This is a genomic window from Paraclostridium sp. AKS73 (assembly GCF_025671395.1).
Taxonomy (GTDB): Bacteria; Bacillota; Clostridia; order Peptostreptococcales; family Peptostreptococcaceae; genus Paraclostridium; species Paraclostridium benzoelyticum.
On the sequence record NZ_JAIXHU010000009.1, the window covers coordinates 12,249 to 27,600 of the forward strand.

At 28.8% G+C, this 15,352-nt stretch carries 15 protein-coding genes and 1 pseudogene; 2 read left to right on the forward strand and 14 right to left on the reverse strand.

The features are described from left to right. Nucleotides 1-91: 91 nt before the first annotated feature. The 7 genes from pepF to LEQ07_RS07325 form a co-directional block, all read right to left on the reverse strand. Entirely contained in the window at nucleotides 92-1,822 is a 1,731-nt protein-coding gene (gene pepF / locus LEQ07_RS07295) for an oligoendopeptidase F (RefSeq protein ID WP_263330095.1), read from the reverse strand. A 79-nt stretch (nucleotides 1,823-1,901) separates the two neighbouring features. Next, on the reverse strand, nucleotides 1,902-2,753 hold the full coding sequence (locus LEQ07_RS07300) for a DegV family protein (protein WP_226896705.1): 852 nt from the start codon (nucleotides 2,751-2,753) through the stop codon (nucleotides 1,902-1,904). A 47-nt stretch (nucleotides 2,754-2,800) separates the two neighbouring features. Beyond that, nucleotides 2,801-3,091, reverse strand: coding sequence for a hypothetical protein (locus tag LEQ07_RS07305; protein ID WP_263330096.1), 291 nt, complete (start codon nucleotides 3,089-3,091; stop codon nucleotides 2,801-2,803). After that, nucleotides 3,049-3,453, reverse strand: coding sequence for an MgtC/SapB family protein (locus tag LEQ07_RS07310; RefSeq protein WP_317852041.1), 405 nt, complete (start codon nucleotides 3,451-3,453; stop codon nucleotides 3,049-3,051). Before LEQ07_RS07310 ends, LEQ07_RS07305 begins: the two co-directional genes overlap by 43 nt. 275 nt (nucleotides 3,454-3,728) lie before the next feature. Continuing rightward, nucleotides 3,729-4,406 carry a mechanosensitive ion channel family protein gene (locus LEQ07_RS07315; protein ID WP_263330097.1) on the reverse strand — a complete coding sequence of 226 codons (678 nt, stop codon included), beginning with the start codon at nucleotides 4,404-4,406 and terminating at the stop codon, nucleotides 3,729-3,731. A 125-nt stretch (nucleotides 4,407-4,531) separates the two neighbouring features. Further along, on the reverse strand, nucleotides 4,532-4,705 hold the full coding sequence (locus tag LEQ07_RS07320) for an aspartyl-phosphate phosphatase Spo0E family protein (RefSeq protein ID WP_084822123.1): 174 nt from the start codon (nucleotides 4,703-4,705) through the stop codon (nucleotides 4,532-4,534). Between the two features lie 65 nt (nucleotides 4,706-4,770). Beyond that, nucleotides 4,771-5,280 carry a Gx transporter family protein gene (locus LEQ07_RS07325; RefSeq protein WP_046823538.1) on the reverse strand — a complete coding sequence of 170 codons (510 nt, stop codon included), beginning with the start codon at nucleotides 5,278-5,280 and terminating at the stop codon, nucleotides 4,771-4,773. A 175-nt stretch (nucleotides 5,281-5,455) separates the two neighbouring features. Here LEQ07_RS07325 and LEQ07_RS07330 point away from each other — a divergent pair, with 175 nt between their 5' ends. Together LEQ07_RS07330 and feoB are read left to right on the forward strand one after the other, a co-directional pair. Further along, entirely contained in the window at nucleotides 5,456-5,674 is a 219-nt protein-coding gene (locus LEQ07_RS07330) for a FeoA family protein (protein ID WP_025162334.1), read from the forward strand. Nucleotides 5,675-5,685: 11 nt separating this feature from the next. Continuing rightward, nucleotides 5,686-7,614: a ferrous iron transport protein B gene (gene feoB, locus LEQ07_RS07335; RefSeq protein WP_046823539.1), complete on the forward strand. Its 1,929-nt coding sequence runs from the start codon at nucleotides 5,686-5,688 to the stop codon at nucleotides 7,612-7,614. Between the two features lie 58 nt (nucleotides 7,615-7,672). Here feoB and htrA read toward each other — a convergent pair whose 3' ends face one another. The 7 genes and pseudogenes from htrA to LEQ07_RS07370 all read right to left on the reverse strand — a co-directional run bounded on the left by htrA (nucleotide 7,673) and on the right by LEQ07_RS07370 (nucleotide 15,347). After that, nucleotides 7,673-8,755 (reverse strand): serine protease HtrA, encoded by a 1,083-nt coding sequence (gene htrA, locus LEQ07_RS07340; protein ID WP_046823540.1) that lies wholly within the window; start codon nucleotides 8,753-8,755, stop codon nucleotides 7,673-7,675. 147 nt (nucleotides 8,756-8,902) lie between these two features. Continuing rightward, nucleotides 8,903-10,261 (reverse strand): glucose-6-phosphate isomerase, encoded by a 1,359-nt coding sequence (locus LEQ07_RS07345; RefSeq protein WP_263330098.1) that lies wholly within the window; start codon nucleotides 10,259-10,261, stop codon nucleotides 8,903-8,905. Between the two features lie 174 nt (nucleotides 10,262-10,435). Beyond that, nucleotides 10,436-12,058, reverse strand: coding sequence for a Na/Pi cotransporter family protein (locus LEQ07_RS07350; RefSeq protein WP_046824203.1), 1,623 nt, complete (start codon nucleotides 12,056-12,058; stop codon nucleotides 10,436-10,438). A gap of 135 nt (nucleotides 12,059-12,193) precedes the next feature. Then, nucleotides 12,194-13,797: pseudogene (locus LEQ07_RS07355) on the reverse strand (NAD(P)/FAD-dependent oxidoreductase). An 84-nt stretch (nucleotides 13,798-13,881) separates the two neighbouring features. Next, nucleotides 13,882-14,259, reverse strand: coding sequence for a hypothetical protein (locus LEQ07_RS07360; protein ID WP_046824205.1), 378 nt, complete (start codon nucleotides 14,257-14,259; stop codon nucleotides 13,882-13,884). 39 nt (nucleotides 14,260-14,298) lie between these two features. After that, complete coding sequence (locus tag LEQ07_RS07365; RefSeq protein ID WP_263330099.1) at nucleotides 14,299-15,057, reverse strand: helix-turn-helix domain-containing protein; 759 nt, start codon at nucleotides 15,055-15,057, stop codon at nucleotides 14,299-14,301. Beyond that, a complete protein-coding gene (locus LEQ07_RS07370) occupies nucleotides 15,057-15,347 on the reverse strand; it encodes an SEC-C metal-binding domain-containing protein (protein WP_263330100.1) in 291 nt (96 codons plus the stop codon). Before LEQ07_RS07370 ends, LEQ07_RS07365 begins: the two co-directional genes overlap by 1 nt. Between the last annotated feature and the right edge of the window lie 5 nt (nucleotides 15,348-15,352).

Genomic DNA, 15,352 nt, shown 5'->3' on the forward strand with positions numbered 1-15,352 from the left:
TTGTTAACTGAAAGTAAAGTATGTTAACTAATCGTAAAAATGACACTTTCAAAACTAAATTAAGTATTTTACAAAAAAAAGAGAATGTTTATTAACATTCTCTCTCTAATTCATTTACTAAATTTTTAAATACATTTAAAGCATTCTCTATAGATTCTTTTTTCTCCATGTCTACTCCCGCAGATTTAAGTTGGTTAAGTGGATATTCTGATCCTCCACTTTTTAAGAATTCTATATACTTTTTAACAGCTACATCGCCTTCTTTTAAGATTTTTTCACTTAAAGCACTAGCTGCTGAAAATCCTGTTGCATATTTGTATACATAGAAATTCGAATAAAAATGAGGTATTCTAGCCCACTCTAATCCTATCGGTTCATCTACTATACAAGATTTTCCATAATATTTTTTGTTTAAATCATAATATATTTCTGTAAATTCTTTAGCAGTTAAAGGTTCTTTATTTTCTACTTTTTCATGAGTTATCTTTTCAAATTCAGCAAACATAGTTTGTCTATATACCGTAGTTCTGAATTGTTCTAAATAATAATTTAAAAGATAAATTCTTTCCTCTTTTGATTTTGAATTTTCTAATAAATAATTTACAAGTAATAATTCATTTAAAGTTGATGCAACTTCTGCTACAAATATTTTATATGATGAATATAAATATTCTTGATTACTTCTTGAGTAATAACTATGCATAGAATGTCCAAGTTCATGAATCAATGTAAACAATGAGTTTAAATCATCTTTATAGCTCATTAATATGTATGGAGATGAATCATAGCTTCCCCACGAATAAGCTCCACCTTGTTTACCTTCATTTTCATAAACGTCTATCCATCTTTCATCAAAAGCTTTTTTAACAACACTTAAATACTCTTCACCTAGTGGTTTTAATGCTTTTAATATTATTTCTTGTGCTTCTTCATAAGTTACCTTCATATCAAAGTTTGATGTTATAGGAACATATAAATCATACATATGCATGTCGTCTATACCTAAATATTTTTTTCTTAAATCTACATATTTATTTAATGTATCTAAACTCTCATCAACTGCATCAATTAAGTTATTGTATACATCTACACTTATATCATCTTGGAATAATGACCCTTCTATCGCAGATTTAAAGTTTCTCATTTTTGCATAGAAAATTTCACTTTTTATTCCACCATATAAAGTTGATGCAAATGTATTTTTATATTCATCGTAAGTTGAATATACTGCATCAAATGCATCCTTTCTAACTCTTTTATCTTTACTCTTTAAAAATGCAGAGTAATTTCCATGAGTAATTTGTACAGTTTCTCCCTTTTCATCTTTTATTTCAGGGAATTTTAAATCTGCAAAAGAAAACATTTCATATACATTTTCAGCTATTCCACTTAGATCTGAAGCTGCTGCTAGTATTTCTTCTTCTTTTTCTGTAAGTGTATGAGGTTTATCTCTTAATATCTCATCTACATGTTTTTTGTAAAAACTTAATTTTTCATCACTTAAATATTCTTGTAATTTTGATTCATCCATTGCTATTATCTCCGGAACCATATATGATGTTGCCATTGATAATTCGGTAGATAACATCTCAGTTTTAGTAGCTTTAGCCTGATTTTCATTTTTTCTAGTGTCTTCATGTTGTTTCATATGAGTATATACATATAAATTTTGAAGTATTCTGGATGCTTTTTCTGAGTCAGTTAATACTTTATAAAGGTTTTCTTTACTGTCAGCAAGTTTTCCTTTATAAGTTTTAAGCTCCCCTATAATTTCATCTACTTTTTTTATATCTTGGTCTATAGCTTCTTGACTTTTATACATAGTGTCTATATCCCATTTAAACTTTTTTCTATAGAAGCTCTATCTAATCCCATAATTTCACTCCTTTGTTTATAATATTTTACAGAACAGCTATTAATATCGCTCCTTCTGATGTGTAAGTTCCCATAACAGGACCTATACTTGATATTATTATGTCCTTATGTTCATAATTTTCTTCTATATGTTTAGCTATTTTTTCAGCTTTTTCTTTACAGTTTGAATGTCCTATAACTAAAGTTTTGTTTTTTATATCATGAACATTATTTTTTACCTTCTCAAATAGCTTTTTCATGCTATTACCTTCGCCTCTTGCTTTATCTATAGGTTTAACTAATCCTTCTGATATTTCTATTATAACTTTAAAGTTAAGCGCATTTATTAATTTTCCAGCAATAGGATTTACTCTTCCACCTTTTATAGCGTTTTCAAGCGTATCTAACGCACCATAAAAAGCTATATCTCCTTTTATATCCTCTAAGTATTCAACTACTTCTTTTAAACATTTTCCCTCTTCTATTAATTTGTTAGCTTTATAAACCATTAATCCAACTCCTATAGATCCACTTAATGAATCTACAACAGCTATCCTTTTTTCACTATCAGGATTATGTTCTAAGTATATATTTTTAGCTAATACAGCACTACTATAAGTACTAGATAATTTAGAAGTAAGTGTAATAATTAATATTTCCTCTTCTTCACAGTCAAACATTTCTATGAATCTCTCAGGAGATGGACTTGATGTCTTAGGTAATTCTTTACACCCCTTCATTTTCTCATAAAACGTTTCTTCAGTAATTTCTTCTCCGCCTATATAGTTTTCCTCTCCAAATGCTATATTGATTCCTACAACTTTTACTCCCATTTCATCTAGTAGTTCTTTAGGGAAATCAGTTGACCCTTCAATTATTACTCTTATGTTTGTCTTCAATTCATACACCTCGATTTTAATTATAGCTATATCTTATTTTATATATTTTAATGTAAATAATCTACACTTATTATATTTTTTAAGTCATTTAATTCTAATATTATCTTTTCTACCATAATTCGTCTATCATAAACAATGAAAAAGTTTATTATATAATCATTTTCTCCACTAATTACATCAATATTACTAACATTTATTTGAGACTTTTCAAGTTTATTATATATTGTGGAAATAATATTTACATTATCTACCTTTATAGTTAATATGTTTTGTTTTTTTCTAAAAACTACCTTATCTATATTTTTAATATATATAGTGTAACCATTACAAATAGCCATGCTGATATTCCTAATATATATTGCCCATACCCTATAGCAATTCCTATACATGCTGTTGCCCATATTCCTGCTGCCGTAGTAAGACCTCTTATTCCGCTTGAATTTTTAAGTATAGCTCCCGTTCCTAAAAAACCTATACCTGATAATACTTGAGCTGTTAATCTTGATGGATCTAAATTTGTTTTTGAACTATATTCCATAAATAATATTACAGATGTTATAGATGTTATACATGATCCTATTGAAACCAAAATATGAGTTCTAAACCCTGCAAATTGATATGACTTTTCTCTCTCAAGTCCAGTTAGTCCTCCTATAATAAGCGCTATTAATAATCTAGTTAAAATTTCAGTAGGTGATATTTTCCTCCCCCTCCTTTATAGTTAGGTATTTTTATATTTATATTTGTAGAGGTTAGTCCATTATTACGACTATATTTTAACCTAAAATAAAAAGGACTATTTAAATAGTCCTTAATCTTAATCACACATATTTTGCTTTACTATATTTATATGAGTAGGGTAAGCTATATTTATTCCATTATTTCTAAATGTTATGAGTATCTGCAACTTTGTGTCTTTAAGTACTGTAAAGTACTTATGAGATTGAACAATTCCAGTTATAGTGTACTTAGCTCCTACAGACTTTTCCTCAATATCTGTAACTCCATATACACTAAATGACCCAGCATTTTCCTTACCCTTTTTTGTATGTAAAATTCTTTATGTCTTTCATTTAATATATCACATACCTCTTCTAAAGACTTAATAACTTCCAAAGGATCTTCTTGATATGGAACTCTAACACTTACAACTACTCGCATATTTTTTCTGCTATAATTTCTAATACTAATAATATTTCCATTTGGGATGGTTACTCTTCTTAAATCCCAATCTCTTAAGCTAGTGCTCCTAAGCCCTATTTCTTCTATAGTTCCTCTGAATTTTTCATTTATATAAACAAAGTCACCAACTTGTATTTGCTTCTCAAATATTATAAAAAAACCATTAAATATATCTTTAAGTATACTTTGAGATGCAACCCCAGCTATCAATCCCACTATACTCGCTCCTGTAACCAAAGTACCAAATTTAGTTACATCAACTATATTAAATTCTTTTAACAATAATATTATTGTCAAAATAAATATAATATAATATGACATTGAGCATAAAAGACTGTTTAAAGTATTTTCATACCTTACGTCAAATCTAGTAAATTCAAATAGTTTTTTTAAAAAGTATTGTATTAATTTTAATAAAACGTAAGCACAAACAATTATAATAACTGAGTTTATTAATTTTGCCAAAATCATGATTAATACCTTTCTTTTAACAATTTCTATATCTCAATTATTAATTATTAACTCTATATTTAAATCATATACCTAATCAAACCAGTTTATATATCAATTTTTCCACGCGCAAAAAAGCCTTCTCTTTATTTAGAAGACTCTTTGCTAAGCTGTATATACTTATTTATCGCTTGATCAATTTTATTACTCGTACTAACCAACTCGTCTTTAAATATATCCGGGTATTCTATATAAGTGTTTATTTCTTCCCTTAAAGCTTCTATTTCTTTCTTTAGTAAAACCAGTTCATTTTTAGTCATATTATCACCATAGTTACAAATTTGTATATATTCATTTATATTTTAACAAGGTTTTCCCTAGTGTGTCAATAAACGTTTTTATCAATATTAGATAACTTTCCTACTGTAAATTTCGAAGCAATTCCAACAAACAAGCCAGTTATTACAGATGCAAATAACATATATGGTAAATATCCAAATATCATACCATTTTTTATTATCATTCCAGCCACCGCTAACTGCCCTATATTATGACCAATAGCTCCTATAACACTTACCCCTATTAATGAAAATTTATTAATTTTTAAAGCTAGGTACATAAATATCAAACTTAGATATGACCCTGCTATACTAAACAGTAAGTACGATATAGGTCCTGCAAATATAGATGACATAATCACCCTTACAGATAAAATTATAAATGTATCTTTTATCCCAAATAAAACTAAAGAAGTTAATGTAACTATGTTTGCGATCCCTAACTTAGCGCCTGGAAATATAGCAATTAGCGGATTCGGCATGTAGCTTTCTATTATATACAATATTAAGCTGTATCCAACCATCAATGACATATGAGCCAATTTTTTAGTCTTCATATATTTTGCTCCCCCCTTAGTTGAAATTTTCTATTACCTATATATTACCATAGTCTTAAAGTAAGTTTTTTAATTATTTTTTTTAATCTTTTCACTATTTATTGACTTTTTGAATATTAATGGTATATTTATATTATAATTAATTGAGAATGAAACTCATTAGGAGGTGCTAATGATGACTGTTTACGATTTAAAAGTCGGCGAAAAAGGTATCATTAATAATATATATGGAAACGAAAAATTAGCTAAAAGATTATTAGCTCTTGGATGTATAAATGAAACTGAAATAGAAGTAAGAAAAATCGCTCCATTAGGAGATCCTATATTAGTTCGTTTTAGAGGGTTTGATTTAGCGATAAGAAAGAGTGACGCAAAAAACATTAGCTTAAAATAGGAGGTATCATCGTGATTAATGTTGCATTATTCGGTAATCCTAACGTTGGTAAAACTACAGTGTTTAATATTCTTACTGGATCTAAACAATATGTAGGTAACTGGCCTGGAGTTACTATAGAAAAAAAAGAAGGATTTATAAATGAAGATATTAAGGTTGTAGATCTTCCTGGTATATACGCTATGGATACATTCTCTAACGAAGAAAAAGTATCTAAAAGATTTTTAGAAAGTGGAGATGTAGACTTAATATTAAATATAGTAGATGCATCTAGCTTAGATAGAAACTTATATTTAACTACTCAGCTTATGCAATACAATAAGCCAATTATATTATTACTTAATATGATAGATGTTGCAGAAGCTAAGGGTGTACACATAGACCCAGCAAAGCTTGAAAAAGAATTAGGGGTTAAAGTAATACCTATAGTTGCTAAGAAAAAAGAAGGTCTTGAAAATATATCTAATGAAATAAAATCATGTTTAAATACAACTTTTAATTATAGAAAAGATTTTGGAAACGAAATAAATACCTATAAGGAAATCGAAAAAATATTAAGTAAATCTATGAAGTCTAATTCTAAAAAGAAGGAAAGTATTAGTAGTAAATTAGATAATATAATATTAAATCCTATATTAGCTTATCCTATATTTGTTTTAGCACTATTAACACTTTTTAAATTTACATTTGAATGGGTCGGTGGTCCTCTTCAAACATTAACAGAAACTTTAATAGATACTTATATAGCTACACCTGTAGATGCTCTATTAGCAAATTCTAGTCCTTGGTTCCATTCACTAATAGTAGATGGATTAATAGGTGGATTAGGTGGAGCTCTACCATTCTTCCCATTAATATTTGTATTATTCTTAGGAATGTCATTCTTTGAGGATAGCGGATATATGGCTAGAACAGCATTCTTAATGGATAACATAATGAAAAAAGTTGGTTTATCTGGTAAAGCATTTATACCTATGATAATGGGATTCGGTTGTGCTTCTCCAGCAATAATGGCTACTAGAACTTTAGAAAGTGAAAAAGATAGAAAAGTTACAGCACTTATTGCTCCGCTTATGACTTGTGGTGCTAAAGTACCTGTTTACGCATTATTTGTTTCTGTATTTTTCCCTAAAAATGCAGCTGTTGTAACTACATCTTTATATCTATTAGGTATCGTAATTGCAATAATAATAGCTTTAATATTAAATAAAACAGTATATAAGGCCGATATAGAACCTTTTGTTCTAGAGTTGCCAGAATACAAACTTCCAACTCTAAATGCTTTATTTAAAAATACATGGAATAAAGCTAAAGGTTTCTTAATAAAAGTTTGTACAATAATGTTTGCTATGTCTGTTGTTATATGGGCTTTATCATCGTTTAACTTCAGCGGATTTACTAGTGATATAAATAGTAGTTTCTTAGCTTTACTAGGAGGTTTAATAGCTCCTATATTTGCTCCTTTAGGGTTCGGAGATTGGAGAGCAGGAGTTTCTATATTGACAGGTATAAGTGCAAAAGAAGTTGTTATAAGTACAATGGAAATTGTGTATGGAGATTTAAAGACAGTTTTACCAACAGTGTTTACAAGTGTTTCAGCATATGGATTCTTAGTATTCTCTGCTTTATATACTCCATGTATAGCAGCTTTATCTACAATGAGAAAAGAATATGGGAATAAGATGATGATTATATCGGCAACTTATCAATTCGCTGTAGCTTGGATTGCAGCGTTCATAGTTAAAGTTATAGGTTCTTTATTAGTTGAAGGAGCTTCAATATCTTCTATAATAGAGTTCTCAGTTGGAGGTATAATATTATTAGCAGCAGTATTTATCCTTTATAAAAATATGAAAGCAAAAAGTAATGGATGTTCTGGTTGCTCTGGTTGCGGAGGTAGCAATTCTTGCCCTAGCAGCAAAAATAAAATGACAAGTTAATAAATTTAATATATAAATAAAAAAGATGGGATTTGATCCCATCTTTTTTATTTATATATTAGAACTTAACATCTATAGTTATGTTTTTTCCACCTCTATTTACTTCTACCTTAGCTTTATCTCCAACTGAGAATTTATATAATGCTTTATTTAAATCACTCATTGATGTTATTTTTGTATCTCCAACCTTTGTTATTACATCTCCTGCTTGTATTCCTGATTTTTGTGCTGGAGTATTAGCTACTACTTCTGCTATATAAACCCCTTCATCAGCAGCTAAGTCAGTTCCTGTTGTTGTTTCGAATGTTTTTACATCTATACCTTTTATACCTAATGTTACTTTTTCAAATTTCCCATCCTTGATTATTTGCTCTACTATAGGTTTTGCTGTATTTATAGGTATTGCAAATCCTAATCCTTCTGCTCCAGATGCTTTAGCTGTGTTTATACCTATAACTTCTCCTTTATCATTTAATAAAGGTCCTCCGCTGTTCCCTGGGTTTATACTTGCATCCGTTTGTATAAGCCCTGTCATATTAGATTGCTCTGTTTGTATACTTCTATCTAATCCACTTATTATTCCTTGTGTAACACTTTTTTGGAATTCTAATCCTAGTGGATTTCCTATTGCTACTGCTAAATCTCCAGTTCTTACAGAATCACTATTTCCTAAGTCTGCTACAGGAAGTCCTGTCTTATCAACTTTTACAATAGCTAAATCTATAGTTGGGTCATTCCATAAAACTTTTCCCTTTGAAGTTGATCCATCATTAAATAAAACATTTACATCAGATGCTTTTCCATCAGATACAACATGTGAATTTGTTAATATGTATCCTTTAGAATCTACAATAAATCCTGTTCCAACACCTTGTGATTGCTGTGGTATTGCAAATATATTATTAGTATCTATTGTAGTAGTTGTTATACCTACTACAGAAGGCATTGCCTTATCAGTTACCGCATGATATATATTTTCACTTTTAGTTCCTTCATTTACAACGATATTTTGTTTATTTCCATCAGATTTAGATGATAGCTTATCCCCAAGTATAAAAGCTGTTATAAAACTTCCAACCATAGCACTTATTATACTAACTATTATAATAAGAGTTATACTAGTCTTCTTTCCACTACTCATATATTTATCCCTCCTATTTAATTTTTATATTATTTTACTTTTGTATTATTATTATTTTTTAATGCTTTTATATTCTTAAATATAAAAAACACTATACAGTTAATTTCTGTATAGTGTTTATTATATAACTGTATCCTTAATTAAACCTTAATTGTTTAATCTTTTTTCTAATTCAGCTCTTTCTTTTTCAAAACCAGGCTTTCCTAATAAAGCAAACATATTTTTCTTATATGCTTCTACTCCTGGTTGATTAAATGGATTTACCCCTAATAAATATCCACTTATTGCACATGCTTTTTCAAAGAAGTAAACTAAGTATCCAAAGTTATACTCATCTAATTGAGGTATATTTACTATTAAGTTTGGAACATTTCCATCTGTATGTGCTAATAAAGTTCCTTGGAAAGCTTTTTTATTTACAAAATCAACAGTCTTGTTAGATAAGTAATTTAGGCCATCTAAATCTATTTTTTCTTCATTTATAGTTATTTCTCTTCTAGTTTTTTCAACATTTAAAACTGTTTCAAATATTATTCTTTTACCCTCTTGTATATATTGTCCCATAGAGTGTAAATCTGTTGAGAAATCTACTGAAGCTGGATATATACCTTTATTATCTTTTCCTTCACTTTCTCCGTAAAGTTGTTTCCACCACTCTCCAACATAATGTAAGCTTGGCTCATAATTTACCATTAACTCTACATCTTTACCTTTTCTATGAAGAATATTTCTAGCTACAGCATATTGATAACTGTAGTTTGATTCTAAATCAGGATTAGAAAAATCATCCATTGCATCTTTTGCACCTTGCATCATAGCATCTATATTTATATCACAAACTGCTATTGGTAATAATCCAACAGGAGTTAATACAGAGAATCTTCCACCAACATCATCAGGTATTACAAAACACTCATATCCTTCTTCATTTGCTAGGGATTTTAATGCACCTTTCTTAGAATCAGTTGTAGCATATATTCTTTTACTAGCTTCTTCTTTTCCATACTTTTTCTCTAAGAAATCTTTGAATACTCTAAATGCGATAGCTGGTTCTGTTGTAGTCCCAGATTTAGATATAATATTTATAGATACATCTTTATCTTTGATTATATCCAGTAAATCTAACATGTATGTAGAACTTATATTTTGACCTACAAAATAAACTTCTGGAGATTTTCTTTCTTCTTTAGTTAAGTTATTTCTAAATGAGTGTCCTAATGTTTCTATTGCAGCTCTTGCTCCTAAGTAAGATCCACCTATTCCTATAACTAAAAGTACATCTGAATCTTCCTTTATTTTTTGTGCAGCTTTTTTTATTCTATCAAACTCTTCTTTGTCATAATCACTAGGTAAGTTTACCCAACCTAAGAAATCGTTCCCCTCACCAGTTTTATTATGTATCATTTCATGAGCAACTTTTACATACTCACTCATACAATCGATTTCTTTTTGGTTAAAAAAACCTATTGAATTACTATAATCAAAACTTAATTTTTCATAGCCCATTACCTTCCTTATCTCGTTAAAAATTTATTATATAGAAAATTATATCAAACAATATGTATTTTTCCAAATTAATTATAATATTTATTTATAATTTAATTATAATATTTTCAATTATTCATTTATATATACAAAACTCCTGTATATTTTTTATACAGGAGTTTGTCGATAATTATATTATTGTTTTTCTAATTTATTTGCTATAACTTGTTGAGCTATATTAACCGCATGGTCTGATATTCTTTCAAGGTTAGATATTAAATCTAAGAATATAATTCCGCTGTCTATACTACATAAACTATTATTTAATCTATGTATATGATTTGCTCTACATGATTTTTCCATTATATCAACTTGTTCTTCCATCTTTATAACTTTACAAGCTAAGTCTACATCATAAGTTTTCATAGCTTGTAATGCATAATCATAAGTTGTTATAACTTTATTGTATAATTCTCTTACTTCTTCAGTTCCTTGCTTAGATAATTTTAAATCTGAATCAATTATATCTTGAGCTAACTCAGCTATATTTTCAGCATGGTCCCCTATTCTTTCTATATCATTTACTGTATTAAATAAAGAATCTACTATATCTCTAGCATCTTCATCTAAATGAGCTTTTGATAATTTAAGTAAATAGTTTAGAATTCCCTTTTGTAATTCATTTACTATTTTTTCATTTTTAAATGATTTATCTATATTCTCTTGAGATTGTTCTAAAAATCCATCTAGTGCATAATTTACACTTTCTTTAGCTTTTTTACCCATTCTTAAAGTTTCTTTAACTACACTTGCTACAGCTATTGACGGTGTCTCAACTATTCTATCATCTAGATACTTTATAGCTTTGCTTTCATCTTCTTCTCCATCTTTATCTGGAACAAGTTTTATAGCAAGATTTATGATAAACTTCGTAAATGGAAGTAATATAATAACTGATATTATATTGAATAATGTATGAGTATTAGCTATTTGTCTAGCTACATCACCAGGATTCATATTAGTTACAAAGCTTACTACTGGTTTGTTTAGTACTATTAAGAATACTCCCGTACCTAAAACATTGAATATTAAGTGCATAACCGCTGCTCTTTTAGCATTTCTAGAAGCTCCAACACTTGATATTAACGATGTAACGCATGTCCCTATATTTTGTCCGTATAATATAGGTAATGCTGCATTTAAAGGTATTAATCCTTGTGATGCTAATGCTATAAGCATTCCCATAGAAGCACTTGAACTTTGAACTATCGCTGTTATACCAAATCCTAATAATAAACCTAGTATCGGATGATCTCCAAACCCTATTAATAAGTCTGTAAATCCTTTGTATTCAGCCAATGGTTCAACTGCATTCTTCATAAAGTCCATACCAGTAAATAATATACCAAATCCAATTAATATTTCTGCTATGTTTTTAACTTTTGGCTTAGATGCAAATAAATATAAAATAATACCGATCCCTAATGCTATAGGTGCCATTCCATTTAAGTCAAACGATACAAGCTGAGCAGTTACAGTAGTTCCTATGTTAGCTCCCATTATAACACCTATTGCTTGTGTTAAGCTCATTATACCTGCATTTACAAATCCAACTACCATAACAGTTGTTGCACTACTACTTTGTATAACTGCAGTAACAAATGCACCTACAAGAACTCCCATAAATAAATTACTAGTAAGAAGTTCAACTATTCTTTTAAGTTTAGATCCTGCTGATTTTTCAAGACCTTCTGCCATTAAATTCATTCCATATAAGAATAAACCTAACCCTCCCATAAGGCTAATTACTATATCCAATTTCAGTTCCTCCTCGAAATATTATACTATTAGTCTACAAATATAGCGCCTTATACATTTTATCAAACACCTTGTTTAGTTTTGTTAAATCTATGTTAAATATTAAAAATATATTAAATATTTATTAAATTACCGTTAAATTTTCATTTCAGAATATTTAGAAATAATTTTTTCAGCACACTTTATTCCATCTACAGCTGCGGTTACTATTCCACCTGCATATCCAGCTCCTTCTCCACTAGGGTATAGATCTTTAACATTTACAGATTCCAATGTTTGCTCGTCCCTAACTATTCTTATAGGTGCAGAAGATCTAGTTTCTACCCCTGTTAGAACTGCATCGTTCATAGCAAATCCATTTAACTTTTTATCTAGTAAAAGTAATCCTTCTTTCATTGTGTCACATACAAATTCCGGTAAACAGCCTCTTAAATCTATAAATTCATATCCTGGTTTATATGACGGTCTTACAGATCCTAATTCAGTACTTACTCTATCATTTAAAAAATCTCCTACCAATTGAATTGGAGCTTTATAGTTTTTACCACCTAGTTCAAATGCTAATCTTTCATATTTTTCTTGGAAGTAAACTCCCGCTAACGGATGATCACTTTCAAAGTCCTCTGTAGTAACATTTACTAAAACTGCACTATTTGCGTTCTCTTGATCTCTAGCATGTTCACTCATCCCATTAGTAACAACTTGTCCTTCTTCAGATGCTGAGGCTATTACAGTCCCTCCTGGGCACATACAGAAAGTATATATACTTCTTCCATTTGATGTATGCTCAACTAATCTGTAATCCGCTGCACCTAATCTAGGATGATCATGAAACTCTTTATATTGAGATTTATTTATTAATGTTTGAGGATGCTCTATTCTTGCTCCTACAGCAAAAGGTTTTTGAGTTATTTTTACACCTTGTTCATATAACATCTTATACGTATCTCTAGCACTATGACCTATTGCAAGTATTACAGCCTCTGTTTCTAAAGTTTCTTTATCATTTATAATTACAGATTTTATTTCGTTATTTTCTATATCTATCTTTGTAACTTTAGAATCAAATTTAACTTCTCCGCCTAGTCTTATAATTTCTTCTCTTATATTTTTAACTACTTCTTTTAATATATCCGTTCCAACATGTGGCTTATATGAATACAATATCTCTTCTGGAGCTCCAAAGTTAACAAGTTCTTCTAGGACCTTTCTACATCTTATATCCTTTATTCTAGTAGTTAATTTCCCATCTGAAAATGTTCCTGCTCCACCTTCACCAAATTGAACATTAGATTTTGAATTAAACTTTCCATCTTCCCAAAACTTTTTAATATCTTCTGTTCTTGTATCTACATCTAGTCCTCTTTCAAGTAGTATTGGATTATATCCTCTTTGAGCTAAAACTAGTGCTGCAAATAATCCAGCTGGTCCACTGCCTATTACTACAGGTCTATTTTTTAACTTTTCAGTACCACTTTTCACATTTGCATATGATTTTTCTTTAACCTCTACAACATCTTTAATCTTCGATTTTTTCAATATGTTATTTTCATGCTTAAGTTCTACATCAACAGTGTAAACAAAATCTATTTTGCCTTTTCTTCTAGCATCTATAGATTCTTTATATATATTATAATTAAGTAATTCTTTTCACTAATTTTTAATTTTTTTAATAACATAGGTTTTATATTATCTAAGCTTTCATTTATATCTAATTTAATATTAGAAACTCTTAACATGTCCTACCTACCTTTCTTTAGTAAAAATAAAAGCTAGGCTTCGTAGGGCCTAGCTTTTATGGTAAATTCTAATTATATTGTTACTTAATCTCTTTGAGTTATTAACCCTCTTATAACTTTCATGTTGTTAAATACTTTTTCTAAGAAATTCTCTGCCTCTTCATTATCTAGTAATGCTATTTGAGTTTGCTCATCATCGTTTATACCGTTTTGTTCACAGTATTGTTTTGCTATACTTACTAATTCATTTTTATCGCTATCACATAATTCAAATTCTTTATAATCTATAATTATGTATTGCATCGCCTTTTCTAAACTGCTTTCGTTGTACCCTATTTCTATATGGTATATTACTGCATATAAATTCTCAGGAGTTTCATTTCCCTTATATACTGGTACCGCTGGATTAGATTTTATATAACTTGTTGATACAGCAATTGCTTTTCCTAAATTAAGACTCATCTATATACCTCTTTCTGTATATTTTAAATTAAGTTTTTACTACATTTTTAAGTCTTTATGTCTCTTACCTAAAGTACTTGGACTTATGTCATATTTTTTAGAGATTTGTGATTGAGTTACTGTTTGTCCATTTTCTTTCTTAATGTGATATTCTACTGCTGCTGCCCATCCATTTTCAGAACCTTTTATTTCGCTATTTTTAGCTTTATATTCGTTCCAAAACTCTAAACAGTTTTCTAGTATATCACTTTCAACTTGAGCTTTAAGTAAAGCTGAAACTGAACATTCATTTTCATCAATCATTTCTTTAACTTCTTCTTGTTTTTTAGCTTTAACGTCTTTTTGATCTTTAAGATATTCAGCTATGTTAGGATCTAGTAATTGTTGAATGTACTTGTAAAGTATATGAGTATGATATATTAAGAAAGTTTTTATATCTTTATATAAATCTTCATATTGGCTAAAGAAATGATTTATATCATTTACTATTACATCTTTAACAGCATCTGATATACTTACTGTAACGTCTAATAACAGATGAGATTCTCCTACTTCAACTATTCTAGCTATTATACAGTCACCTTGATTAAATCCATTTAATAGATTTATATCTTCAGTGTATATTTCGTCTCCTGTTATAGCATCTTTTAATAAGATTCTATCTTCTAACTTTTCTTTTATAACATACACACTTACATAAGATTCAAACAAGCTTTTTAGTATATCTACTTCTGGCTTAGTTAAACTATTTTTATTTTCTTCAAAAAAGTCTACAGTTATAACTTTTTTATTTTCCATTATATGGTCTTGTATAAAGTATGTATTAAAGAAGCTTTCAAACTTACCATTACATTTTCATCATCTAATATATAAAACATTTCTTGTGCTTTTTTATACTCTTCTTTAAACTTTGGCTGTCTTGAATATTCATATAGTTTTGAGTACAGTTGTGAATATTGTTTTTGTGAAAGTACAATTTTTCTACTAGCTCTCTCCGACACAACATCTTTATTTAAACAGCATTTTTTATATTTTTTCCCGCTTCCGCATGGGCATAACTCGTTTCTCCCTAACACTGTTACTTTCACTCCTT

Bases quoted from the DNA above. Each gene is read 5' to 3' on its own strand.
- LEQ07_RS07320 (WP_084822123.1), bottom strand. From the start codon at position 4,705: ATGACTAAAAATGAACTGGTTTTACTAAAGAAAGAAATAGAAGCTTTA.
- LEQ07_RS07360 (WP_046824205.1), bottom strand. From the start codon at position 14,259: ATGAGTCTTAATTTAGGAAAAGCAATTGCTGTATCAACAAGTTATATA.
- pepF (WP_263330095.1), bottom strand. From the start codon at position 1,822: ATGTATAAAAGTCAAGAAGCTATAGACCAAGATATAAAAAAAGTAGAT.
- LEQ07_RS07345 (WP_263330098.1), bottom strand. From the start codon at position 10,261: ATGGGCTATGAAAAATTAAGTTTTGATTATAGTAATTCAATAGGTTTT.
- LEQ07_RS07315 (WP_263330097.1), bottom strand. From the start codon at position 4,406: ATGATTTTGGCAAAATTAATAAACTCAGTTATTATAATTGTTTGTGCT.
- LEQ07_RS07330 (WP_025162334.1), top strand. From the start codon at position 5,456: ATGACTGTTTACGATTTAAAAGTCGGCGAAAAAGGTATCATTAATAAT.
- LEQ07_RS07305 (WP_263330096.1), bottom strand. From the start codon at position 3,091: ATGGCTATTTGTAATGGTTACACTATATATATTAAAAATATAGATAAG.
- LEQ07_RS07365 (WP_263330099.1), bottom strand. From the start codon at position 15,057: ATGGAAAATAAAAAAGTTATAACTGTAGACTTTTTTGAAGAAAATAAA.
- LEQ07_RS07325 (WP_046823538.1), bottom strand. From the start codon at position 5,280: ATGAAGACTAAAAAATTGGCTCATATGTCATTGATGGTTGGATACAGC.
- htrA (WP_046823540.1), bottom strand. From the start codon at position 8,755: ATGAGTAGTGGAAAGAAGACTAGTATAACTCTTATTATAATAGTTAGT.